Raw genomic sequence first — 23,606 nt, forward strand, 5'->3', positions numbered from 1 at the left:
TATGTGGCATTTGGCACAATAGAAAAAGTATCTGGTCCCTTGGTCACTGCTTCAGGATTATCAGGAGCTAAAATCCATGAAATCTGTAAAGTCAGTGAAAAAGGCTTGATTGGAGAAATCATCGAGATCAAAAAAGGTCTCGTTTCGATCCAGGTATATGAAGAAACGGCAGGAATTGGGCCGGGGGAACCCGTTGAATCAACCGGTGCGCCATTATCCGTCGAACTAGCTCCAGGCTTGTTGACAGAAATGTTTGACGGGATCCAGCGCCCTTTGGCGACATTTATGAACCAAACAGAGAGTGACTTTCTGGAACGGGGTGTGACGATTGACCCGTTGAATCGGCAAAAGAAATGGACCTTCGTGCCGCAAGTCAAAGTAGGCGATGCGGTACAAGCCGGAGATATTCTGGGGCTTGTACAAGAAACCACCGCCATTGAACACAAAGTCATGGTTCCGCCAGGTGTAAAGGGAACTGTGAAAGAAATCATGGTAGGGAATTTTGCAATCACTGAAACGATTTGTATTTTGGAGACTATTGAAGGCGAAAAACGGTTGCCTATGATGCAAAAATGGCCGGTTCGTAGGCCGAGACCAACTGCAGCGAAATTAAACCCAGGGGAACCATTAGTTACTGGCCAACGGGTCATCGATACTTTCTTTCCGGTAGCTAAAGGTGGATCGGCAGCTGTGCCGGGACCTTTTGGTGCAGGAAAAACCGTTGTTCAGCATCAAATTGCGAAATGGTCGGATGTTGATATCGTGGTATATGTTGGCTGCGGGGAACGCGGCAATGAAATGAAAGATGTTATCAATGAATTTCCTGAATTGATCGACCCCCACACTGGTGAATCGATCATGGAACGGACAGTTTTAATTGCTAATACGTCAAATATGCCGGTGGCGGCCCGTGAGGCCTCTATCTATACAGGGATCACGATTGCTGAATATTATCGAGACATGGGTTACAGTGTAGCGATCATGGCAGATTCGACTTCTCGATGGGCAGAAGCCTTGCGAGAAATGAGTGGCCGGTTACAAGAAATCCCTGGAGATGAAGGCTACCCGGCCTACTTAGGTAGTCGGATCGCTGAGTATTATGAGCGGGCGGGTCGTTTCCGTTCGTTAGGATCGGAAGCGCGAGAAGGCAGTATTACGGCAATTGGCGCGGTTTCGCCAGCTGGTGGGGACATTTCCGAGCCAGTGACCCAAAATACGTTGCGAATCGTGAAAGTCTTCTGGGCATTGGACAGCATGTTGGCGCAAAAACGTCATTTTCCTTCCATTAACTGGCTCAATTCCTATTCGTTATATGAAGATCAAATCAACTCATATTTAAATCAGCTGATGGGGCCTCGCTGGTCTGAGATGGTCAATGAAGCGATGGCTATCTTGCAAGAAGAAAGCCGTTTAGAAGAAATCGTTCAGCTAGTAGGGATGGATTCCCTTTCTCAAAAAGACCGCTTGACGATGATGACGGCTCGTTCCTTGCGACAAGATTATCTACAGCAGAACGCTTTTGACGATGTGGATACGTATACTTCAAGAAATAAACAGTTCAAAATGTTGGAAAATATTCTCTATTTTGATGAACAAGCAAAACGTGCCTTGCAATTGGGGGCTTATCTGGATGAAGTAACCAAAGGCACCATCGATCTGCGGGAGCGGATTGCCCGCAGCAAGTATATTCCTGAAGAAGAACTGACACGTTTAGATGCAATCAAGCAAGATACAAAAGCATTATTACAACAAATCGTAGAGACTGGAGGAATTCATTGATGCTAAAAGAATATCGAACAGTCTCGGAAATTGCTGGTCCTTTGATGGTGGTCGAAAATGTCAAAGGTGTCAAATTTGACGAGCTTGTCCAAGTGCGAATGGACAGTGGAGAAATCCGACAAGGTCAAGTATTAGAAGTGAGTGACGATTATGCAGTCGTTCAGGTCTTTGAAGGCACCAGTAATCTGAGTGCAGAAGAGAGCAAGGCCCGTTTCTTAGGAACAGGATTAACCCTTGGTGTTTCTCCAGATATGATGGGGCGCGTCTTTGATGGGCTAGGAAAGCCCAAAGATGGCGGACCACAGATCATTCCGGACAAACGAATCGACGTTAACGGCGAAGCCATCAATCCGATGGCAAGAGATTTCCCCGATGAATTTATCCAAACAGGGATCTCAACCATCGATCACTTGAACACATTGGTTCGGGGACAAAAATTACCGATCTTCTCTGCGTCAGGACTGCCTCACAAAGAGATCGCGGCGCAGATTGCCCGTCAAGCAACGGTACCAAGCCAAGAAGGAAACTTTGCCATCGTTTTTGCGGCAATTGGGATTCCTTTTGAAGAAGCTGAATTCTTTGTAGAAGAGTTTCGCAAAACCGGTGCATTGGATCGCTCTGTATTGTTCATGAATTTGGCCAATGATCCAGCCATCGAGCGGATCGCTACCCCAAAAATGGCATTAACGGCAGCCGAATACTTAGCCTTTGAAAAAGGAATGCATGTGCTGGTGATCATGACCGATATGACCAATTATTGTGAAGCCCTGCGGGAGATATCAGCAGCTCGCCGAGAAGTTCCCGGTCGCCGTGGTTACCCTGGTTATTTGTACACCAACTTGGCGACCCTGTATGAACGTGCTGGACGTTTGATGGATAAAGAAGGGTCGGTCACTCAAATTCCGATCTTGACGATGCCGGATGGCGATAAAACACATCCAATACCGGATTTGACTGGTTATATCACCGAAGGACAAATCATTCTTTCCCGTGAACTTTATAAGCGGAATATCAATCCGCCGGTGGATATTTTGCCTAGCTTGTCGCGATTGAAAGACAAAGGAACCGGAGAAGGCAAGACCCGCCGGGATCATGCGGCGACGATGAACCAAATCTATGCAGCTTATTCTGACGGGAAGGCAGCCAAAGAACTTTCGATCGTATTAGGGGAATCCGCACTTTCTGATATTGATAAGAAATTCGCTCGTTTTGCGGATCTTTTTGAAAAAGAATATGTGAATCAAGGATTTGACACCAACCGAACCATCGAGGAAACATTGGATCTTGGCTGGAAATTACTTGCTACATTACCGAAGCAAGAATTGAGCCGGATCAAAGAAGAGTTTATTGAAGCCTATCTTCCAACTGGGGAGGATGTGAATCCTTCATGGCAATAATGAATGTCAATCCGACTCGGATGGAACTGAGTCGACTCCGTAAACGTTTGACAACAGCAACGCGGGGACATAAATTATTGAAAGATAAGCAGGATGAATTGGTTCGCCAATTCATTCAGCTAGTCAAAAAAAATCAAAAATTACGCCAACAAATGGAATCGGCATTGCAAGCAGGTATGGAAGAATATGTTTTGGCATCTAGTAGTATTCCAGATGTCATCTTACAAGAAGCTTTCATGATTCCGTTGAACAAAGTGACGTTGGATGTTCAAAGCCGTACAATAATGAATATGGATGTCCCGGTACTCAATCCTGTCTATGAAGAAGAAAGTTCGGATGATGACTTTTCATATGGATTTGTTAGTACGACAAGTGAATTGGATCTTTCATTGTCTCATTTAGATCAGATTTTACCCGTGATGCTGCAATTAGCTGAAATAGAGAAAACCTGTCAGCTGATGGCCAATGAAATCGAACGGACTCGCCGGCGCGTCAATGCACTGGAGTACATGACGATTCCTAAATTGACAGAAACCATCCAATACATTGAGAGCAACTTAGCAGAAGATGAGCGAGCAACATTGACCCGCTTGATGAAAGTAACGGATATCATTGCTGCAAATGAGGACCGTTAAACGTGCGAAGGATTCGTTCTTTTTTACCTGTTTCCTTTGATAAACAAGCCTCTATAAATGAAGAAATCCAGAAACAAGTGGGTAATCTTAACTGCAACTAGCATCAACTTACGGCTGACTTTTTCAGGTTTATCCTGAAAAGTCAGCCGTATTTGAGTTCTCTGTAAAAGAGAAGGTCTGAAAGGATCTCTGGAATGAAGCGTCAGCCTTTCTTCCAATAGAATCGGGCTGTATTCGCAGGAATAGCCGGAAATTTTTCTTCATGATAAAATGAAGTTTAACAAGTTTGATCGAAATTAGGAAAAGAAAGGATGGTTAGTATGAACATCGTAGTCTTGGCTGGCGGACTCAGCTATGAAAGAGAGGTTTCCCTATCTTCTGGAGGCCAAATTGCGAGTGCTCTTGAAGAAAGGGGGCATCGTGCGTTGTTGCTGGATGTATGCCAAGGAAACAATCAGCGCACATTTGAATCCGCTTACTCCATGCAACAGCAAGAAGCGCACCCTTTTGCGTATTATATTGATGAAAAAGAACCGGATATGCCGAGGTTTATCGAAAAGAATCGCACGCAGAATAAGTTAATTGGCGAAAATGTTCTTCTGCTCTGCCAAGAGGCTGATTTTTGTTTTATCGCATTGCATGGAGGTATTGGCGAAAACGGCAAATTACAGGCTCTCTTTGATATATATGGTATCCGTTATTCAGGTTCGGGGTACAAAGGTAGTTTGTTAGCTATGGATAAGGATATTTCCAAACAATTAATGAAAATGAATGGCATTCCCACGCCAAAGTGGCAAATACTGAAGGAAGGTCAAGCAGTCGATTATGCTGGACCTTGTGTGGTAAAACCAATCGATAATGGTTCAAGCATCGGTGTTGAACTCGTTGAAAGCAAAGAACAATTTAGCAATGCCTTAAAGAAAGTAAAACAATACAACAGCAAAGTAATGATTGAGGAAAAGATAGCAGGAAGAGAATTTTCTGTGGGAATTTTAGGCGATAAGGTTCTGCCAGTCATTGAAATAATCCCTAAAAAAGGATTTTATAATTACGAAAACAAATATCAAAAAGGAGCCACTGAAGAAAGAACACCCGCTGACATTCCGGATGATTTAGCACAGCGTTTAAGTGAGTTGACTATGTTGGTGAACCAGACGTTAGGTTTGTCCATTTATGCCAGAATGGATTATCTCGTTACGAAAGAAGGAGAGATTTATTGTATTGAAGCCAATAGTTTACCGGGGATGACACCAACCAGTTTATTGCCGCAAGAAGCAGCGGCAGTAGGAATTTCTTTTGCAGAATTAGTGGAGCGGATTGTTGAATTATCCCTGCAAAGCAAGGACAAGTAGAGGCAACAGTAAGAAAAAAACTCGGGTCTGTAGAAGAAAACTAGATGAAAGGATCACTGATAGAAGGGCAGCCAGCGGTCATTGACGAATCGGAAAATCGCAGGAGCTGCTGTATCGTTGGGCTCTTTCAATGGTTGAATTCTCTCACAGACCCATGGCGATGGGGCTCTTGATTTTAGCGAGTGCTTTTTGCTGCTTTTGGCAAGGAGATAGTGAAAACAATGGTCTCTTCTTTGCTTTCAGCCCAGATTTCACCACCAGATGCTTGCAGAATTTCTTTGGCAATCGGCAGTCCGAGTCCGGTACCGCCTGTAGCAGTAGCCCGGGAAGAATCCATCCGGTAAAAGGGTTCAAAGAGGCGGAGGATCATTTCGGTAGGAATCGTTTTTCCTCGATTGGTCAAGCGGATAAGAATGCTGTCTGTTTCGATCAATTCCAAAAACAAAGGGGTATCCGGATAGCTGTAGTTAATGGCATTGCGAATGAGATTATCAAAGACGCGAGCGATCTTCTCAGTATCTACGGTCGCAAAGACATTTTTTTGCAAGTTAAGTTGCCAACTGAGATTTTTCTCTTCCAGTAAAGGCAAAAATTCAAAGGTAAGTTGTTCAAGCATTAAGCTTAAATCAGTGGTTTCTGTCTGCAAAACGATCGTGGTCAAATTGAAACGTGTGATTTCAAAGAATTCACTGATCAATAGTTCGAGACGTTGTGCTTTTTGTAACGCAATCTCAGTGTAACGATCCCTCATTTCATCGGATAGTTGCGGTTCTTCTTTTAAGAGGGTCAAATAGCCAATCACACTTGTCAAAGGAGTCCGCAAATCGTGAGCGAGATAAACGATCAAATCATTTTTTCGTTGTTCGGCTTCTTTAGCGGCGCGTTGATCTTGCAAACTTTTCTCCCGCAGTTGATTCATCTCCTCTTGTACTTCGATCAGAGGGGTAGATAAAACCACCCGCTTGGCCGGTTCTTCAATGAGTTTTGTCGTAGCTTGGATCGTTTCATTCAAGTAACCAATGGCTTTGGTCATGAAGTAAACGGTAGTACCAAACCAAATCAGTAAAGTGCCTAACCCCAGACAAAATAACCAATGATCCGCAAAAAAGCGCAAAAGAATGTAGATGGGTTCTGTTCCGTACCAAGTCTGAGTTCCGGCAATAAAACGGATGGTAAAGGGGATAGCTGCAAGGATCGCCATCAACGTTCCGGTAGTGATGAAGTATTGCCACAAAAGTTTTCGAATCAAAGGATTTCTATTTTTCAATGATATAGCCAACCCCCCATACGGTTTTAATCAACTTGGGCTTGCGAGGTTCCTCATTTAGTTTTTCCCTTAAACGGGCGATATGGGCCATCACAGTATTGTTGTTGTCTAAATATTTTTCTTTCCAAACAGATTCAAAAAGTGTTTCAGATGAGACGACAGAACCTTGATGCTCAAACAAATAAAGCAAGATTTTAAACTCGATTGGGGTCAGCAAAACTTCTTTGCCATAGAGAAGGCATTGATGACTATTGATTTTAAGCAGTAAGCCATCTTTTTCGTATTCCTCCACAGGCTGGGACGCGGCGGAATGATTGTATCGTTGGTAGCGGCGTAACTGCGTTTTTACTCGAGCGACGACTTCCAAAGGGTTAAAGGGTTTCGTAACATAGTCATCTGCCCCTAAACTCAATCCGGTAATTTTGTCCAAATCTTCTCCTTTGGCTGTTAGCATCAATACAGGAAAAAAATGGGTCTTGCGAATTTGCTGCAACAGTTGAAAGCCATCGATATCCGGCAGCATGACATCTAGGACCGCTAAGTCAATCGCTTCTTTTTCAATATAGGCAATGGCACTGGTACCATCATAAAAGGCCTGAACATGAAATCCTTCGTTCTGCAAAAAGGTTGTGACCAAATCCGCAATTTCTTTTTCATCATCGACAACGACTATTTTTTCTGACATTCTCTTTCCCTCCACCTCGGATCGTTTCGAAATTTCTCATTTCTATGAATCTATCATACCTTACCTCAGAAAACTAGGCATTTTTTTCTATTTGACGACTAGATTGACCCGTGACCCAATTCGGCAGATCAACTCATTGGTGATGGTTTGTGTTTGTTCGGCGGTCTCGCTCCAATCTGAGAGGACCTCAATGTCACTTTCAATCGGCAGCGTCGGACAGTGGGTCAAATCAACCAAGAGCATATCCATACAGATCAGACCGATCTGGGGCAGTGGCTGTCCTCGATAGGAAAGACAAAATTCTTTATTCGATAAGGAACGAGGTAGGCCATCACAGTAACCGATGCTCACCACACCAACGGTGATCCCTTGTTGCGCAATGGCAGTTTGCCCATAACCAATGGCTTCCCCTTTGGCAACGACTCGCTTGGCGATCAATTGAGCTTTCAAAGTCAAAATGGGCTGCAACTTTACGCGCTGTTTCGTTGGCTCTTTGGTATCGCTGAGAGAACCGGTCAACAAAATTCCGGGTCGAACATAGTCATAACATTTGTCGGGATAATTCAAGATACCGTAACTGCTTTGCAAGTGAGTCACACCATAAGAAATTTGCCTTTGGTCAAGGGCTAGCAGAATCTTATCGAAACATTCGATCTGCTTTTGGGTGCGAAGTATGCTGTCGGCAGACAAGCGATCTGCGGAACCAAGATGGGAGTAAATCCCATTGATCCGTAAGAAAGGCAAATCGAAAATGGCAAGGATCGAATCCATAGTCGGTGTTACCCCCAGTCGATGCATTCCGGTATCGATGGCTAAATGACAGTCGATGGGGACTTTTGCTTGCGACAATGCGACCGCATGGCCTTCACTGACGATCGATTGAGTCAGTGAGTAACGGCGCAGCTCTTTGATTCGTTTCGGTGAGGTATAGCCTAGTATCAAGATCGGACTTTTGATAGCGGATTTCCTTAATTGAATACCTTCATCGATGGTAGCAACTGCAAAGAAATCGACCTTGTTTTTTTCTAAAACACTAGCGACTTCTTGAGCATCACAACCATAGGCATCGGCTTTGACGACCGCCATCACTTTGGTTTTTGGTGAAATGACTCGTTGAATCTCCTGTAAATTATGCAAGAGTGCCTCTGCAGAAAATTCTTTTGTTGCTCGTTTCGCAAGCATCGGTTTTCGGCGTTTGAACCAAGGACGCTTATGAGACAAAAACAGAGTGATCCCTCCCATCGTTAAGAGTAAGACGACTAAATAGTTGATCAAATTGTTTTGTAGAAAGCTGATTTTTCGACTCAAGAAGTGGGTCACGGCAATCGTGTAGGGATGAAGCAAATAAAGCCAAAATGACAATTTACTTGGCTGTTTCCAAGTTTGTGCAGGCTGCCAGCGTAATAGTATTGGAAATAAAAAAAAGAGCACGACTGGTAAAAAGAAATACATACTGTCATGTCTAGGCGTCGAAAATCCATGCAAATAGGCACTTTCAACAAGTAGACCGATAAGACTGAGTAATAAGAAGCTGACTTGCTTCGGCAAACTCCTTGTCACAGTCTGTTTTCTGAGGAACATCCCTAAGCATAAAAAGAATGGAGTAAAGAAAATACCATTGCGAGTGCCATCCAACAAATGAAATATAGCCGTATAAAACGCTGCGAGGGGCGTGTTTTGAACGAATCCGAACCAACTATCACCGCCCAACCCGATGAGATACAATCCACTAGCGAGCCAAAAAACTTTATTAAACGAGAGCTTCATCAGTAATCCAGTCACTAGCAGACTCCCTGTAATGACAGCTGGGAAATACCACAGATGATAGAGGATGCCGTTGATCAACACTGTTTGTAAAAAGGTTCCGATCGGTAGATCCATACGGAGTGTTTGGGTATAGAGTGCCAATGGTAAAAACAAGAGGGTGGCCCATAGATAGACCTGTGCTTGTTTTTTGATAAAAGCGAAGACTCGTTGACGTGCCGGATAGCTGTTGCCGGCAGCAAGTTCGGCAAAGACATAATAACCACTGATCATAAAAAAGAAAGGAACGGCGACTCGAAAAAGCGTCAATGTAATCAGAATGTCCCCTGTTGGCCATAAAGCCAGTAGGGGGAGACAATGGATCGCAACCACCATCATTGCTGCGATCACACGAAAATGTTCGATTCCTCTGTTTTTCATGCCAACTGCCTCACTGTCTGAGCCAAATAATCATGGTATTCTTCCAAGGTCCAATTTTGCGCAGCAATGACTTGGCTGTGGGGCAGACCGACATACCGAAAGTGCCAAGGCTCATAACTGATGCCGGTGATCTCTTGCTTATCTGCCGGATAGCGTAGAATAAAGCCGTAATCCATCATGTGCTGCATAAACAGATCGGCAGCAGCACTATCTTGAAAATGAGGACAGATCAGATCATCATCTTCTTGTTTGGTCAGTCCCACATCGATGGCAAGCCCCATTTGATGTTCGCTGCATCCTGGTAGCGCAACATATTGTTTGGTGTAAGCCAATCCGTTTTCTTTCAAGGAATATTCCCATAAATATCGCTGCTCTTTTTCGGTACGATACCCATCTACCAGACGAATTTCTGCTTCAAGGCCGAGGGCTTTTACTAATCGTTCCCATTGCTTTGCTGCTTCTGGCTGCAGATAGACATCATGATCACTAAAAGAAGCCAGCACTAAGTGAGGGGGTTCTTGGTTCTTTTTCAAGGGATGGTTTTTATTGATCAACTGTAGTGTATTCATTGTGGTTCCTCCTCTGCTAAGGCAATTAATTTTTCTACTAATGTTTCATAGGATAAACCCACTGCAGCCATCATAGCTGGATAGCGGGAGTGACTGGTAAATCCCGGCATGGTATTGATTTCATTTAAATAGATCGCCCCTTGGTCCGTCACGAAAAAGTCGATTCGGGCCAAACCAGACAACCCGATACTTCGATAAAGCAGTTGTGCGTATGCTTTGATCTGGGATTCGATGAGGGGAGGCAATGGTGCCGGAACAGTGATTTTGGCTGTGATCAGCTGGTATTTCTCTTCAAAATCGAAAAATCCATCAACGAGAGAAATCGCATCGCAAGCACCAACCGTCAGGTGCTCATTGCCTAAGATGCCACAACCAATCTCAACGCCAGCAATCGCTTTTTGAACCAAGACTGTCCGACCAAAAGCAAACGCAGCCGCTAATGCAGACGGGAGTTCTGCTTTGTCTGTCACTTTCGTGATTCCTTTCGAAGAGCCGGCTTCATTTGGTTTGATAAAAATAGGCAGACCATGCTCTTGTATGAACCCATCGATTCTCGCTGTCTCGCTTTCATGGCAAGACAAAAGCAAACTTGGTGCACTGGCGATACCGATTGTCGCTGCCAATTGATGCAGCAGCCATTTATTCATGCACAATGCGGAAGCCGCAACTTGGCACCCGACATAGGGCAGGTTCATTAACTCTAGCAGTCCTTGAATGCAGCCGTCCTCACCATATTTTCCATGCAAGACGGGGAAGAGGACATCCGGTACGATCTGTTTTTCTCCCAGCATAAAACCATGACTGGAAAAAGCTAGCAGATGACAGTTTTTGTGATCTTGCAACCACGTATCATTAGTTACATTTGAAACATCTCCTTGATACAAATACCAGTCCATTGTAGGTGCGATACCGATCATCAGTAGTTCATAGGTTTGGGGATCAATGGCTTGGATGACACTTGTCGCTGAAGCTAGTGAAACAGAGTATTCTGGGGAATTTCCTCCAAATAAAACAGCAATTTTTTTCATTCGATTCTTCCTTCCACTTTCTTTTAACGTTACAGTTAGTGTATCAAGGAAAGAAAGCAAAAATTTGCGGTCTTCCTGTTGGATTTCTGGTGATTTTATGATGAAAATCTTACGAATTTGTGACGATGGCTCTTAAAGAGGGAGCCGTAGTCAGTGGTCAAAGGGGCGAATCTAGGGGAAATGGAGCCTAGTGAAAAGAAGCCCACAAAAAAAGAACCAAGCCGAAATGAATTCGACCTGATTCCTTCATTTGTTCGTTGCATCTTTCGTTGTCCCTTTGTTGACATGGAATCCTAATTGGTGGGATTGTCACAGAAAAGACTTTTAGGTGTGTAGCAATAGCTGATCATCTTTTAGTTCGCTGCCGCTATTTTGATGGAAGAGTGCCATCAAATCCGGTACAGTTAAGGATTGTTTTTCCTCACCTGCAATATCGACGACGATTTTTCCTTGATGGAGCATGATCAAACGATTGCCATAACGAATGGCATCTTCCATGTCATGAGTGACCATGAATGCGGTCAGCTGCTGTTCTTGAATCAACTGATCGGTCAGTGCCATCACCGTCATGGAGGTTTTCGGATCTAAAGCGGCGGTGTGTTCGTCTAGCAGGATCAACTTTGGCTGTTGCAAAGTCGCCATCAATAATGTGATGGCTTGTCGCTGTCCTCCGGAAAGCAACCCGATCTCTGTTGTCAATCGATTTTCAAGACCGAGGTTCAAGCGAGCGAGTTTCTCTTTGAAAAAGGCCCGGTGCTTTCCTTTGACACCGGAGGAAAACCCGCGAACTTGACCTCTTTTATAGGCAAGAGCTAAGTTTTCTTCCACCGTCAAACGGACTGCTGTTCCCATTCTTGGGTCTTGAAAGACGCGACTGATTTCTTTTGAGCGTCGTGTGACAGAATGACGAGTGATCTCTTTGTCCCCTAAAACGATTTTGCCTTGTTCCGTTGGGATCGTTCCGGCAATGCTATTGAGTAATGTCGATTTTCCGGCGCCATTTCCGCCGATGATCGTAATGAAGTCACCGCTGTTCATGGTGAGGTCGATTCCCCGGAGGACATGGTTTTCGTTGATGGTTCCTTTTTCAAAGGTTTGATGTAAATCGCTGATCGTTAAAACAGGTGTCGTCATGATTGGCCTCCTTTGGTTTTCGGAAGAAATTTTTGCAATCCCAGTTTCGTTCTGATTTGTGGCAATGAAAGACAGATGACTAAGACGATGGCAGAGGCCAGCTTAGAATCGGAGGCTTCCACATTGAATTCAAAGACGATCGCAAGGATTAGACGATACAAGATCGCACCGACAACAATGGTGATCAAGCGGACCCAGAGAGATTTATTACTGAAAAGGACTTCGGCGATAATGATTGAAGCTAATCCAATAACGATGGTTCCTACACCGGAATTCAGGTCAGCAAAACCATTGTTTTGAGCTAAGAGGGAACCAGAAAGAGCGATACAGCCATTGGAAATCATATAACCAATGAGCTTCATATTGTCGGTATTGATCCCGTTCGCTTCACTCATCGCGAGATTATCCCCCGTTGCACGAACGGCCAACCCAATCTCTGTACGGAAGAAGAGAAACAGCAGTAAGATCACGACAGCAGCAAACAGGAGGCCTGTACAAATGACCGCGGTGTTTTTCGTTAAGCCGAGTGTTTGGAACCAAGTGAAAACAGTATCTTCTCCTAGTAAGGCAATATTGGGTGCCCCCATGATTCGGTTTGTAATGGAGTACAAACCGGTCATGGTAATGATTCCTGCTAACAATGCGGGGATTTTAAATTTTGTATGCAAGATCCCGGAGACAAATCCGGCCGCTAAGCCACCGCAAAAGCCCAAGAGACTGGCAACAAGCGGGGAAAGGCCGTTGGTGATACTGACTGCGGCAATGCCGGCGCCTAAAGGAAAACTTCCTTCAGCAGTTAAATCCGCAATATCCAAAATTCGGAAAGTTAAGTAAACACCAATCGCTAATAACGCCCATAACATACCTTGAGAGGCAGCAGATTGGATCAGAATGAAAAAGGTATTGATTAAATTCATAAGGTTTCCTCAAATCGTTTTAGGTTTTTGTGCTGCTTATTACAGTTGACTATTATTCCGGTGCGACGATACTTTCTGGGTCGATCCCTAGTGCAGCGGCCATTTCTTGATTGACCACCAATTCTAGGTGATTCGCTGTTTCTACAGGAGTCGTAGCAGGTTTGGCTTTACCATCAAGAATTTTGGCAGCTAATTCACCGGTTTGTTTGCCTAAAGATTTATAATCGATTCCGAAAGTCGCTAATGCGCCATCATCGACTTGCTCCACAGATCCAGCAACGATCGGGGTTTTGGTTTCTTTGGCTACTTCACCGACGACAGCCGCAGCCGAAGCGAAGGTATTGTCGGTTGGCACATAGATGCCATCCACATCTTTCGCTAAGCTGGTGGTTACTTGTTGAACATCATTCGTGGTATTTGCAGTTAACACTTTGACATCTACTCCCGCATCTTTCAGTGCTTTTTCCGCCAAATCTGCTTGGATTTTTGAATTTGCTTCACCAGCGTTGTACATGATCCCAATCGTTTTTGCGTCAGGCACGATACTCAACAACAATTGAATTTGTTTATCGATAGGAACCATATCAGAAGTACCTGTGATGTTGCGCCCAGGGGCTTCATTTGAGTCTGCTAATTTTGCCTCGACCAAGTCGGTGACTGCTGTTACAACGATCGGAATGTCCGTTGTTTCATTTGCTAATGAGACAGCAGCGGGTGTCGCGATCCCTAAAAGCAGGTCAGGTGAATTTTTTACGAGTTTTTCACTCATACTCTTCAGATTGTCTTGGTTATTTTGGGCATTTTGGTATTCTAAAGTAAGGTTTTCGCCTTCTTTATAGCCGCCTTCCGCCAAGCCTTCTTTGAAGCCTTCATAAGCAGCATCGAGAGAACCGTGTTCTACAAGTTGCAAGATGCCAACGGTTTTTTTGCCGTCATCGCTGCTGTTCTTTGTATTTCCGCATGCTGCCAATCCTAATAGGGTAGTTGCCAACAAACCAGTCGTAAGCCATTTTTTCATTTTCATTTCATTTTCCTCCTAAAAATACGTGATATAGAAACTGCGGAACAAAAAAATCCATTCAGACAATCGTCTAAATGGATTTGAACTTACCAAAATTCAGAAATTCAGTGCGGCCATTTAGAAGATTCTCTACATGGCTGCTGTTCACGTTAAACTGCTCTAGCCATTATAGATACAAACAAAGTGTTGTCAGGTTTGTATCCACAATGTTATGAATACAAACTATCTAAAATAGCTAAAGTAAGAAATATTCAGTTGTGGGGATAATAATGGTTTCATGATTTTTCCTCCAAACTTGAATTGTTATCAGTATAGACGAAAGGTCAACCATCTGTCAATCGAAAAACACAATATTCTGAAAATTTTTTTAATAACAAGAAAGACTGCTTGGCACTGGGACTCTCAAAAAAAAAGCTGTGACAAAAGACTTGTCACAGCTCGTTCGAGCAAATAGTGTTTCAGAAGGATTTTTACAATAAGTAAGACGAAATTTCACAAGAAATTGCAAAGTTTTGTCGAAAATTCCTGCTTGTTTCCTAAAGTTGACTCCGTCTGTCACAACTGCTTGCGGGGAGTTACATTTCCTTATAATAACGTATCGTATTTTTGATTTCTTGAATACTGTAGGGAAGATCATCAGAAAAAGTGGCATCCTGATCAATTTCTAACGTATCTGTGAAGATGGCTTCATACTCTTCAATGCTTAATTTTTGGCGTTGATCCAATAATTGATGATGGGCTTCTTTATTTAATTGATGCGCATATCCTGTGACCAAGCGACCACTGAAAAATTCGGAAACTGCGCCTGATCCGTAGCTGAACAGACCAATACGATCGCCTGCTTGCAGGTGAGGTGAATTTTCCAATAAAGAAATCAAGCCTAGATAGAGGGAACCTGTATAAAGATTGCCGATTCTGCGACTATACACAATGGATTCTTCATAGCGAGCCATCACTCGTTCTTGTTCTGCTTCTGCTTCCTCTGCAAACACAGCTAATAAGGCTTTTTTCCCCATTTTTGTGTAAGGAATATGGAAACTGATGGCTGCATAGTCGCTAATAGAGGATTGATTGCGTTCACAATGGGCTTGCCACACTTTTTTGAAAGAATCAATGTAGATTTGATTCGATAGGTGACCATCCACCATTGGATAGGCGTGACCGAGCGGGCGCCAAAAGTCATAGATATCTTGGGTCAACATCAAATTATCATTTTCAAAAGCGAGAATGCGGGGCTCAGCAGCGAGCAACATCGCTACAGCACCGGCACCTTGTGTCGGCTCACCGCCAGAACGCAAGCCATAGCGGGCAATATCAGAAGCAATGACTAGCACTTTGCTTTCAGGGTTTGCTTGAATGTGGGCTTTAGCGAATTGAATTCCTGCGGTTGCTCCATAACAAGCTTCTTTGATTTCAAAAGAGCGGGCAAAAGGTTGGACACCTAATAATCTGTGCAAAATAACAGCTGATGCTTTTGACTCATCAATCCCAGATTCTGTCCCAACGATCACCATATCGATCGTCTGCAAATCTTCAGGTTCTAAAATTTCTTTTGCTGCGTGGACAGCAAATGTAACGATGTCTTGCGTTTTTTTGCTGACAGCCATTTGGTCTTGTCCAATCCCAATCGTGAATTTATTAGGATCTACTCCCCGAGCGTGAGCAAGATCAATCATATCTATATAGTAAGGCGGAACAAAGAAATTTATTTTATCAATACCAACGTTCATTATGATGCTCCTTTGGATTTAACTTATGTGATAACTATCGTCTATACGGTATCATATTTTTGTTTAAAAATGAAAAAAATTCTATTAGAATTTAAACTTTATTTAAGAATAGCGCCATGAAGCCGTCTGGAAACTCTTGGGGTATTCTTTTTTGCGAGAAATAATGATATATTTCTGTTGGAGGTGGCATGGTGGAAGAAGTTGTTATTATTGATGCACGAAGAACCCCCATCGGCAAATACCATGGGTCATTGAAGAAATTTTCAGCGGTGGCTTTAGGCACGGCTGTAGCAAAAGATATTTTTGAACGAAATCAAGAGATCAAAGAAGGGATCGCTCAAGTCATCATCGGTAATGTCTTACAAGCCGGCAATGGGCAAAATCCTGCTCGACAAGTAGCACTGCAAAGTGGATTGCCTGTAGATATTCCGGCATCAACCATCAATGAAGTGTGCGGGTCTGGATTGAAAGCTATTTTAATGGGAATGGAACAAATCCAGCTGGGCAAAGCACAAGTGATCTTAGCTGGCGGAATTGAGAGTATGACAAACGCTCCGTCCCTCAGTCACTATAATAAAGCGGAAGATTCTTATAGTGTTCCCGTCTCAAGTATGACATTGGATGGATTGACCGATGCCTTTAGCAGTAAACCAATGGGGTTGACAGCGGAAAACGTTGCGCAACGCTACGGCATCTCACGAGAGGCTCAGGACCAGTTTGCCTATCAGTCACAAATGAAGGCTGCTAAAGCGCAAGCAGAGAATAAATTTGCGCAAGAGATCGTTCCTCTTGTTGGTGAAACAGAAACGATCACCGCAGATGAAGGAATCCGCAGTCAAACCACACTGGAAAAATTGGCTTCCTTGAAACCGGTTTTTAAGGCGGATGGAACAGTCACTGCTGGAAATGCTTCGACAATCAATGATGGGGCCGCAATGGTGCTGTTAGCTTCAAAAGCTTATTGTGAAGCCAATGAGATTCCTTATTTAGCAACGATCAAAGAGATTGTGGAAGTCGGAATCGACCCAGAGATCATGGGGATTTCCCCAATCAAGGCGATCCGTACATTGATTCAAAGCCAAGAGCTCTCACTGGAAGAAATCGATGTGTTTGAGATCAATGAAGCCTTTGCTGCTTCTTCGATCGTGGTGGAATCTGAATTGGGACTGGATCCAGCGAAAGTCAATCGCTATGGCGGCGGAATTTCATTGGGGCATGCCATAGGCGCAACGGGGGCTCGCTTGGTGACTTCTTTGGTCTATCAAATGCAGGACATCCAAGCTCACTATGGGGTTGCTTCTCTGTGTGTTGGCGGCGGTCTAGGTCTGGCAATGTTGTTGGAACGCTCAACCAGTGAAAAAACACAGCCGACAGGCAAAAAATTTTATGAACTGACTCCAGCGGAGCGGTTGCAACAGCTTGAGGAGCAGCAGCGGATCTCTAGTGAAACCAAACAAGAGCTGGCACAAATGATGTTAGCTGCAGATACAGCCAATCATTTGATTGAGAATCAAATCAGCGAGATCGAGCTGCCAATGGGGGTGGGGATGAACCTCCATGTGAACGGCAAAGAATATATCGTGCCAATGGCTACGGAGGAACCTTCGGTGATTGCTGCCATGAGTAATGGAGCCAAAATGGCTGGGGAAGTCCGTGCCTTCAGCAAGGAACGACTGCTGCGGGGCCAGATTGTTTTTGCTGCCAAAGATCCAGCGGAAATTGAACAGCGGATCATGGCAAATCAAGCATTGATTTTTGAGCGGGCAGAACAAAGCTACCCGTCAATCGTGAAGCGAGAAGGTGGCTTACGGCGAATCGCATTGCGGCATTTTCCACTAGATGATTTATCAGATTCAGCAACGGAGCAGGTACCATTTTTATCGGTGGATCTTTTTGTTGATGTGAAAGATGCAATGGGTGCGAATATCATCAATGCCATCTTAGAAGGTGTTGCGGCACTTTTCAGAGAATGGTTTCCTGATGAAGAAATCTTATTTAGTATTTTAAGTAACCTTGCTACAGAATCATTGGTGACAGCAGTTTGTGAAGTACCTTTTTCCGCGTTGAGCAAACAAGATGGCGCCGCAGTAGCACATAAAATTGCCCAAGCGTCTTTATTTGCGAAAACAGATCCTTACCGAGCTGTTACCCATAATAAGGGAATTATGAACGGTGTCGAAGCCGTGATGCTGGCTACAGGAAATGATACCCGGGCAGTTTCGGCGGCTTGTCATGGCTATGCTGCTCGCAACGGCAGCTATCAAGGATTGACGAACTGGACGATTCAAGAGGATCGCTTAGTAGGGGAAATCACATTGCCGTTAGCGATCGCTACAGTAGGGGGCGCTACGAAAGTTCTACCAAAAGCGCAAGCAGCCTTGGAAATCAGCGATGCGGCCACTGCTGAAGAATTAGCGGCATTAGTTGCAAGTGTGGGATTGGTCCAAAATCTAGCGGCTTTGCGCGCTTTAGTTTCAGAAGGCATCCAAAAAGGCCATATGAGTATGCAAGCTCGTTCTTTAGCCATCGCTGTTGGCGCTGAAAAAGAAGAAATCGAACAAGTTGCTGAAAAATTGCGGCAAAATACCCCTATGAATCAGCAACAAGCCTTGCGATTTTTAGAAGAAATTCGCCAATCAGCACAATAGTTTGCGGTAATCAGCGCAAGTACTATAAAAGAAATCCTACAAACAAGTCAACAAAGCAAATAGCCAAACCTTGCGAGAAAATGCTCTCGTAAAGTTTGGCTATTTTTTACGTTTATTCAAACGCTAATCCATTAACGTTCATTTAAAGGTGTATTGGCGTAGGCTTCGATCAGCGGAATGACTTCTAGTTTAAGTTTGTATTTACGAGCCAATGCTGATTCAATGGTGAAGACACCGACTTCGGTCTCTGAGATTGTTGCTAACAAGCGTTGTTCCTTCGCTGTTTCTTCAAAAATCCGAACATCTTCGGTATTTTTTTCAACAGAGAATTTAGGAAATGCAGTCATTTTTTCTTCAAATGACGCGAAAGCACTAGACTCAGACTTCGCTACAGCTTCTTTCACCGATTCCTTCGCTGGAGCTTCCTTTGGAGTTTCCTTTGTTTGAGCTTCCTTCGTCGAAGTTTCTGCGACTGGTTCTTCTTGAGTAGCAGTTTGCGTTTGGTTAACAGCTGGTGTTGCTGGCAACCAGTAAGCAGCGATTTCCTCGACCAGATTGTCGCTAAAACGATCCAGCAAGCCTTTTTCTAATTTTTGGATCCGTTTCACAACGATCTTGAAGTTTTCATCTAAAGGAACCGCGATTTTTTGTTCTTTGGTAGTCGCTGTTTGTAATTCAATCAACATTTCCTCGCGGTTTTTAGGATTGATATAAACGGTTGTTTCAAGACCATAATTTGCAGCTGTCTTGTGTTGGATCGCTGAGAATAATTGTTGACGGGCCATTTCATAAGATGGCCGAAATTGTTGTTTTAACTTGGCTAATTGTTTCTTTTTCATATTCTTCTCCTCTCAATCAATCTCGATTATAAGGAATAATTACGAAAATGAACAGGGGTTTTCATGAAAAAATGAGGAAATTCTTTTGATTATCAGAAAAAAAGAGTGCATAAAGCAAAAGAAAAGAAAAAATCTCCAAGAAACAGTCAGGGCTTCGCAGGATTTAGCGAAACCCAATCCTTGAGAAGGTGACTGCTTCTTAGAGAAGAAACGTTTGCTTTTGAGAATCCAACTAGCGTGGTTCTCTGACGAGTGCATCGATCTGCTGATACTTAGGCATAACGATCAACAAATCCTCTGGACCATAAGCGACCAAACAATTTTCCCAGAGAAACAAACGTAAAGGAACCGTTGCTTTCTCTGCAAGCATGTGCTGATAGTCCGTCTGGCTCCATTGACGGGCGGGAAAATGCTGGATTTTGTCCGGATAAACCAGAAATACAAAATCAGGATCCAAGGCTCGTTTGACTGCAGGCGGCAGTTGGTCCAAGCGTGTCGCGTTTTTATCCATTAGAATCCTGTGGTATCTGGATTGGTGGCTTTCCCAACAACACCATCCAATTGATCGATCCGTTCCATGTCTTCATCGGAAAGCTCAAAATCAAAGACCGCTAAGTTTTCTTCAATCCGGCTTGGAGTCACCGATTTTGGTAATGGCAAGAAACCATGTTGTAAAGACCAGCGAATCGCGATTTGAGCAATCGTTTTGCCGTATTTGTCTGAGAGTTCTTGCATTTCGGGAACATCAAAGATTTTTCCGGTACCTAAAGGACTATAAGCCTCTAATAAGACATTGTTTTCTTTGCAGTAAGCGACGACTTCATTTTGTAATTCGCCTGGTGCTAAGAAAATTTGATTGACCATCGGGAAAATAGTTGCTGTTTTTTTCAGTTCTTCGAAATGGTGAGGCAAGAAATTGCTGACGCCGATGGCTTTGATTTTACCAGCTTGATAAAGCTCTTCCATCGCGCGCCATGTTTCAGCGTTGGCGGACTGCCAATTGTCACGGAACTTCACTGGATTTGGCCAATGGATCAAGAAAAGATCGATATAATCCGTTTGCAGCTTTTTCAAAGATTCTTCAAAAGAAGAGAGGACTAGATCATACGAATGGTTTTCATTCCAGAGCTTGGTTGTCAAAAAGATTTCTTCTCTAGGAATGCCGCTTTCTTTGATGGCTTGTCCAACACTGTCTTCGTTTTTATAGCCTTGTGCCGTATCGATATGACGGTAACCAACTTCCAATGCTTTTTTGACAGCAGAAACAGCAACATCACCATTTGGCGTTTGCCACGTACCAAAGCCAAGTTCAGGAATCGTTACATTGTTCGATAAAGTATAACTGTTCATTTTCATTCCTCCATTTCTTTGATTTTAGTTTAGCAGAGAAGGGGGCTTTTTCCAATGGAAGATACTTCCCTGCGAAAAAAATACAAAAAAACTTGTGTTTTTCACCTATTTTTTTGTACACTTGAGAAATGGATAAGGAGAGAGGACATGGATATCTATTTAAAGCGTGCAATCATGCACATCGTGGATCGTCAAACGGGGGACCCTGTTTATTCGCAAGTCGAACTGGATTTGACAACGGAATACATCCGGGATTATTTAACGAAGAAGATTCAAAAATTAGCCACCCCACAAACGAAAACCGGGCGCCTGCTAGAAGATTCTGAAATGGCGCGACTTGTCAAACAAGCACCGGAATCTTTTGTTGAAAGCAGTGAAGGGATGCTTCGTCGCTGGTATGACGTCTATCAGCAAAGTGAAGATGCACCGAGCGCGGATGCCTTTATTGTCTTATACGAATTAGACACCAAACTGCAATTGGCCTTTTTGAAAGTCAACTATACTGATGGGTACACACACTTTATTGACAGCACCGAAACCGGTATTGCCAATAATCTGATTTTGCACCGGGCCCTTTTAGCGGGGAAAACGCAAAAAGCAGATGAAGGAATAACGATCGATATTGAACAGCTGACTTATGAGCTGGTGGAGAAAAAATACACTTTCTCTGGCGAAAAGTATTTCTATTTTTCCACGAAAGTGATTGACTCTGAACCATTGCCTTCTCTTGAAGAGAATGTCAAAGTCATCAAAAAAGTGGCGGAAAAAATTGGTCAGAAATTTGAAACACCTTCCTATGATGTGATTGCCGATGTCAAAGAAGCAGTCTACGATACCATTGAAGAAAATGGCCAGCTGCATGTCGATGCCATTGCCCAAAAAGTGTTCAAAGACAATATTACCGCTCAAATGGCATTCCAAGAAGAAGTAGCTGAAAAAGGCTATATCGATCAAGCACCGATGTTGCGGGAAGTACGGGAAATCTCAGAAAAGAAATATGGCAAACAAAAGCTAAAACTTTCTAATGGGATTGAATTGATCGTTCCATTGGATGTCTACCGAGATCCGAATTTGATCGAGTTTATCAATAACCCCGATGGCACTATCTCAGTGACCATCAAAAACGTAGAAGAGGTCATCAATCGTATATAAAAATAGCTGCCGTGCTTATTGGAGTGACCTCCAGAAGTTAGATTTTTGGTCTAACTTTTTGGAGGCACTACAGTTTTTAGCAATCGGCAGCTTTTTTATTGATGGTCAAGTTGTTCCAAAGCAGGTTTGGGGACATCGTCTTGGGAAACCTCTTCCCAACTGATAACCCCTTTACGAGGATTGACTAACAACTTTAAGTAGGCGCCTTCTCGTAGGGGCTTGGAGCGGTTTTCATTCATTTCAACGACTTTCTTTTCACCGGATTCATTATAAGCGGTTTGTTTGTACTGATAGATATCTTGAACCACACCATCACTGGCAATAGATGTGGAATGAGTACCGCTCGTGGTAATTTCGGTATAGTAAGCCGTGCCGCCATAGTAATAGCGATAGGAAAAGAAACAACCGCCTAGAAAGATACCGAAGACGATCAAACTTGCGATGATTTTTTTCATTCGTGTTCACCTCACATCTATTATTCTATAAAAAGCGAGACCCGTCCATTTTTTTATTAAAATCAAAGCAAAACTTAGAATCTTTGTAAAAAAAACTGGGGCAAAAAACGGGAAGGCGTTCTTCTTGACTTTGACTAAATTTGACCTATAATAGAAATAGATTTAAGCTTACAAAAAATAAGTAAGGAAGAATTTTTTACTTTTGTAAGGAAAAGTCTATAATTGATAGTAGGGCCGAAGAACGGCGCTACATCTCATTTAGGAGGGAAATTATTATGGCAAAACAACATTATGATCGTAGTAAACCACATGTAAACATTGGTACGATTGGACACGTGGACCATGGGAAAACGACACTGACTGCTGCCATTACGACAGTTCTTGGTAAAAAAGGACTCGCTAATCCGCAAGATTACGCAAGTATTGATGCGGCTCCTGAAGAACGGGAACGTGGTATCACCATCAATACCGCTCACGTTGAATATGAAACAGAAAAACGCCACTATGCCCACATTGATGCTCCAGGACACGCGGATTATGTTAAAAATATGATTACCGGTGCTGCCCAAATGGATGGGGCGATTTTAGTTGTCTCTGCAACAGATGGACCAATGCCGCAAACCCGTGAACACATTTTGCTTTCACGGCAAGTGGGTGTAAAATATCTGATTGTTTTCTTGAACAAGATTGATTTAGTCGATGATGAAGAATTGATCGACTTAGTTGAAATGGAAGTAAGAGAACTGCTATCTGAATATGATTTTCCTGGCGATGACATTCCTGTTATCAAAGGTTCTGCATTAAAAGCATTGGAAGGAGATCCTGATGCTGAAGCGGCCATTATGGAATTGATGGATACGGTAGACAGCTACATTCCAACACCTGAACGTGACACAGACAAACCTTTGCTTTTGCCAATTGAAGATGTCTTTTCAATTACTGGACGGGGAACGGTTGCTTCTGGACGGATCGATCGGGGAACAGTTCGTGTAGGGGATGAAGTGGAGATCATTGGGATCAAACCTGAAACCCAAAAGGCTGTGGTGACCGGTGTCGAAATGTTCCGTAAGACGATGGACTTTGGGGAAGCTGGCGACAACGTCGGTGTCTTGTTACGTGGGATCACTCGGGATGAAATCGAACGAGGACAAGTATTGGCTAAACCAGGTTCGATCACACCTCATACAAAATTCCAAGCTGAAGTTTATGTTCTTACCAAAGAAGAAGGTGGCCGTCACACGCCATTCTTCAACAACTACCGTCCACAATTTTATTTCCGTACAACGGATGTGACCGGGAATATTACATTGCCTGAAGGAACGGAAATGGTGATGCCTGGCGATAACGTGACGATCGATGTCGAATTGATCCATCCAATCGCTGTAGAAAACGGTACGACATTCTCCATTCGTGAAGGCGGTCGGACAGTTGGTTCAGGTATCGTAACGGAAATCGAGAAATAAA

20 protein-coding genes are annotated in these 23,606 nt (G+C 43.5%); 7 read left to right on the forward strand and 13 right to left on the reverse strand.

The genetic code is table 11. The annotated features are described in order from the left end of the window. The first annotated feature begins 3 nt into the window (after nt 1–3). From Q0A12_RS10780 to Q0A12_RS10795, 4 genes are all read left to right on the forward strand, one after another. Nucleotides 4–1,779: a V-type ATP synthase subunit A gene (locus tag Q0A12_RS10780; RefSeq protein ID WP_291292649.1), complete on the forward strand. Its 1,776-nt coding sequence runs from the start codon at nt 4–6 to the stop codon at nt 1,777–1,779. Further along, entirely contained in the window at nt 1,779–3,176 is a 1,398-nt protein-coding gene (locus Q0A12_RS10785; RefSeq protein ID WP_291292650.1) for a V-type ATP synthase subunit B, read from the forward strand. Before Q0A12_RS10780 ends, Q0A12_RS10785 begins: the two co-directional genes overlap by 1 nt. After that, nucleotides 3,167–3,811, forward strand: a complete 645-nt coding sequence (locus Q0A12_RS10790; RefSeq protein ID WP_291292651.1) for a V-type ATP synthase subunit D — start codon at nt 3,167–3,169, stop codon at nt 3,809–3,811. Before Q0A12_RS10785 ends, Q0A12_RS10790 begins: the two co-directional genes overlap by 10 nt. A 320-nt stretch (nt 3,812–4,131) precedes the next feature. Continuing rightward, nucleotides 4,132–5,163, forward strand: a complete 1,032-nt coding sequence (locus tag Q0A12_RS10795; protein WP_291292652.1) for a D-alanine--D-alanine ligase — start codon at nt 4,132–4,134, stop codon at nt 5,161–5,163. Nucleotides 5,164–5,338: 175 nt separating this feature from the next. Here the strand turns inward: Q0A12_RS10795 and vanS are convergent, their stop codons facing one another. From vanS to Q0A12_RS10840, 9 genes are all read right to left on the reverse strand, one after another. Next, a complete protein-coding gene (vanS, locus tag Q0A12_RS10800) occupies nt 5,339–6,430 on the reverse strand; it encodes a vancomycin resistance histidine kinase VanS (protein ID WP_366031253.1) in 1,092 nt (363 codons plus the stop codon). Further along, entirely contained in the window at nt 6,420–7,115 is a 696-nt protein-coding gene (gene vanR-C, locus Q0A12_RS10805; protein WP_291292653.1) for a vancomycin resistance response regulator transcription factor VanR-C, read from the reverse strand. The genes vanS and vanR-C overlap by 11 nt, the downstream gene beginning before the upstream one ends. Before the next feature lie 87 nt (nt 7,116–7,202). Next, nucleotides 7,203–9,299: a membrane-bound serine racemase VanT gene (vanT, locus tag Q0A12_RS10810; protein ID WP_291292654.1), complete on the reverse strand. Its 2,097-nt coding sequence runs from the start codon at nt 9,297–9,299 to the stop codon at nt 7,203–7,205. Continuing rightward, nucleotides 9,296–9,868, reverse strand: a complete 573-nt coding sequence (vanXY, locus tag Q0A12_RS10815) for a D,D-carboxypeptidase/D,D-dipeptidase VanXY (RefSeq protein ID WP_291292655.1) — start codon at nt 9,866–9,868, stop codon at nt 9,296–9,298. Before vanXY ends, vanT begins: the two co-directional genes overlap by 4 nt. Further along, nucleotides 9,865–10,896: a D-alanine--D-serine ligase VanC gene (gene vanC, locus Q0A12_RS10820; RefSeq protein WP_291292656.1), complete on the reverse strand. Its 1,032-nt coding sequence runs from the start codon at nt 10,894–10,896 to the stop codon at nt 9,865–9,867. Before vanC ends, vanXY begins: the two co-directional genes overlap by 4 nt. Before the next feature lie 324 nt (nt 10,897–11,220). Further along, nucleotides 11,221–12,030: an ABC transporter ATP-binding protein gene (locus tag Q0A12_RS10825; RefSeq protein WP_291292657.1), complete on the reverse strand. Its 810-nt coding sequence runs from the start codon at nt 12,028–12,030 to the stop codon at nt 11,221–11,223. After that, nucleotides 12,027–12,947, reverse strand: coding sequence for an ABC transporter permease (locus Q0A12_RS10830; protein WP_291292658.1), 921 nt, complete (start codon nt 12,945–12,947; stop codon nt 12,027–12,029). Before Q0A12_RS10830 ends, Q0A12_RS10825 begins: the two co-directional genes overlap by 4 nt. A 52-nt stretch (nt 12,948–12,999) precedes the next feature. Continuing rightward, on the reverse strand, nt 13,000–13,971 hold the full coding sequence (locus Q0A12_RS10835; protein ID WP_291292659.1) for an ABC transporter substrate-binding protein: 972 nt from the start codon (nt 13,969–13,971) through the stop codon (nt 13,000–13,002). A 572-nt stretch (nt 13,972–14,543) separates the two neighbouring features. Continuing rightward, nucleotides 14,544–15,698: a hydroxymethylglutaryl-CoA synthase gene (locus Q0A12_RS10840; RefSeq protein ID WP_291292660.1), complete on the reverse strand. Its 1,155-nt coding sequence runs from the start codon at nt 15,696–15,698 to the stop codon at nt 14,544–14,546. 191 nt (nt 15,699–15,889) lie between these two features. Here Q0A12_RS10840 and Q0A12_RS10845 point away from each other — a divergent pair, with 191 nt between their 5' ends. Then, complete coding sequence (locus Q0A12_RS10845) at nt 15,890–18,346, forward strand: hydroxymethylglutaryl-CoA reductase, degradative (protein ID WP_291292661.1); 2,457 nt, start codon at nt 15,890–15,892, stop codon at nt 18,344–18,346. 131 nt (nt 18,347–18,477) lie between these two features. On the opposite strand, the gene Q0A12_RS10850 is transcribed toward Q0A12_RS10845, so the two are convergent. The 3 genes from Q0A12_RS10850 to Q0A12_RS10860 all read right to left on the reverse strand — a co-directional run bounded on the left by Q0A12_RS10850 (nt 18,478) and on the right by Q0A12_RS10860 (nt 20,535). Next, complete coding sequence (locus Q0A12_RS10850; protein WP_291292662.1) at nt 18,478–19,185, reverse strand: hypothetical protein; 708 nt, start codon at nt 19,183–19,185, stop codon at nt 18,478–18,480. 232 nt (nt 19,186–19,417) lie between these two features. Further along, on the reverse strand, nt 19,418–19,696 hold the full coding sequence (locus Q0A12_RS10855) for a hypothetical protein (protein ID WP_291292663.1): 279 nt from the start codon (nt 19,694–19,696) through the stop codon (nt 19,418–19,420). After that, the gene (locus tag Q0A12_RS10860) at nt 19,696–20,535 is read right to left on the reverse strand and encodes an aldo/keto reductase (protein WP_291292664.1); all 840 of its coding nucleotides are present in this window, start codon (nt 20,533–20,535) and stop codon (nt 19,696–19,698) included. The genes Q0A12_RS10855 and Q0A12_RS10860 overlap by 1 nt, the downstream gene beginning before the upstream one ends. Before the next feature lie 147 nt (nt 20,536–20,682). Here Q0A12_RS10860 and Q0A12_RS10865 point away from each other — a divergent pair, with 147 nt between their 5' ends. Beyond that, nucleotides 20,683–21,687: a nucleoid-associated protein gene (locus Q0A12_RS10865; RefSeq protein ID WP_291292665.1), complete on the forward strand. Its 1,005-nt coding sequence runs from the start codon at nt 20,683–20,685 to the stop codon at nt 21,685–21,687. Between the two features lie 95 nt (nt 21,688–21,782). Here Q0A12_RS10865 and Q0A12_RS10870 read toward each other — a convergent pair whose 3' ends face one another. Beyond that, nucleotides 21,783–22,142 (reverse strand): YxeA family protein, encoded by a 360-nt coding sequence (locus Q0A12_RS10870; RefSeq protein ID WP_291292666.1) that lies wholly within the window; start codon nt 22,140–22,142, stop codon nt 21,783–21,785. A 275-nt stretch (nt 22,143–22,417) separates the two neighbouring features. On the opposite strand from Q0A12_RS10870, the gene tuf reads away from it, so the two are divergent. Next, on the forward strand, nt 22,418–23,605 hold the full coding sequence (gene tuf / locus Q0A12_RS10875) for an elongation factor Tu (protein ID WP_291292667.1): 1,188 nt from the start codon (nt 22,418–22,420) through the stop codon (nt 23,603–23,605). The last annotated feature ends 1 nt before the right edge of the window (nt 23,606 follow it).

The sequence above is a fragment of the Enterococcus sp. genome (genome assembly GCF_022711995.1).
Classification (GTDB): domain Bacteria; phylum Bacillota; class Bacilli; order Lactobacillales; family Enterococcaceae; genus Enterococcus_D.

Bases quoted from the DNA above. Each gene is read 5' to 3' on its own strand.
- Q0A12_RS10840 (WP_291292660.1), bottom strand. From the start codon at position 15,698: ATGAACGTTGGTATTGATAAAATAAATTTCTTTGTTCCGCCTTACTAT.
- Q0A12_RS10870 (WP_291292666.1), bottom strand. From the start codon at position 22,142: ATGAAAAAAATCATCGCAAGTTTGATCGTCTTCGGTATCTTTCTAGGC.
- Q0A12_RS10855 (WP_291292663.1), bottom strand. From the start codon at position 19,696: ATGGATAAAAACGCGACACGCTTGGACCAACTGCCGCCTGCAGTCAAA.
- Q0A12_RS10785 (WP_291292650.1), top strand. From the start codon at position 1,779: ATGCTAAAAGAATATCGAACAGTCTCGGAAATTGCTGGTCCTTTGATG.
- vanR-C (WP_291292653.1), bottom strand. From the start codon at position 7,115: ATGTCAGAAAAAATAGTCGTTGTCGATGATGAAAAAGAAATTGCGGAT.
- vanT (WP_291292654.1), bottom strand. From the start codon at position 9,299: ATGAAAAACAGAGGAATCGAACATTTTCGTGTGATCGCAGCAATGATG.
- vanC (WP_291292656.1), bottom strand. From the start codon at position 10,896: ATGAAAAAAATTGCTGTTTTATTTGGAGGAAATTCCCCAGAATACTCT.
- Q0A12_RS10795 (WP_291292652.1), top strand. From the start codon at position 4,132: ATGAACATCGTAGTCTTGGCTGGCGGACTCAGCTATGAAAGAGAGGTT.
- Q0A12_RS10865 (WP_291292665.1), top strand. From the start codon at position 20,683: ATGGATATCTATTTAAAGCGTGCAATCATGCACATCGTGGATCGTCAA.
- Q0A12_RS10850 (WP_291292662.1), bottom strand. From the start codon at position 19,185: ATGAAAAAGAAACAATTAGCCAAGTTAAAACAACAATTTCGGCCATCT.
- Q0A12_RS10860 (WP_291292664.1), bottom strand. From the start codon at position 20,535: ATGAACAGTTATACTTTATCGAACAATGTAACGATTCCTGAACTTGGC.
- vanXY (WP_291292655.1), bottom strand. From the start codon at position 9,868: ATGAATACACTACAGTTGATCAATAAAAACCATCCCTTGAAAAAGAAC.
- tuf (WP_291292667.1), top strand. From the start codon at position 22,418: ATGGCAAAACAACATTATGATCGTAGTAAACCACATGTAAACATTGGT.
- Q0A12_RS10790 (WP_291292651.1), top strand. From the start codon at position 3,167: ATGGCAATAATGAATGTCAATCCGACTCGGATGGAACTGAGTCGACTC.
- Q0A12_RS10825 (WP_291292657.1), bottom strand. From the start codon at position 12,030: ATGACGACACCTGTTTTAACGATCAGCGATTTACATCAAACCTTTGAA.
- Q0A12_RS10830 (WP_291292658.1), bottom strand. From the start codon at position 12,947: ATGAATTTAATCAATACCTTTTTCATTCTGATCCAATCTGCTGCCTCT.
- Q0A12_RS10835 (WP_291292659.1), bottom strand. From the start codon at position 13,971: ATGAAAATGAAAAAATGGCTTACGACTGGTTTGTTGGCAACTACCCTA.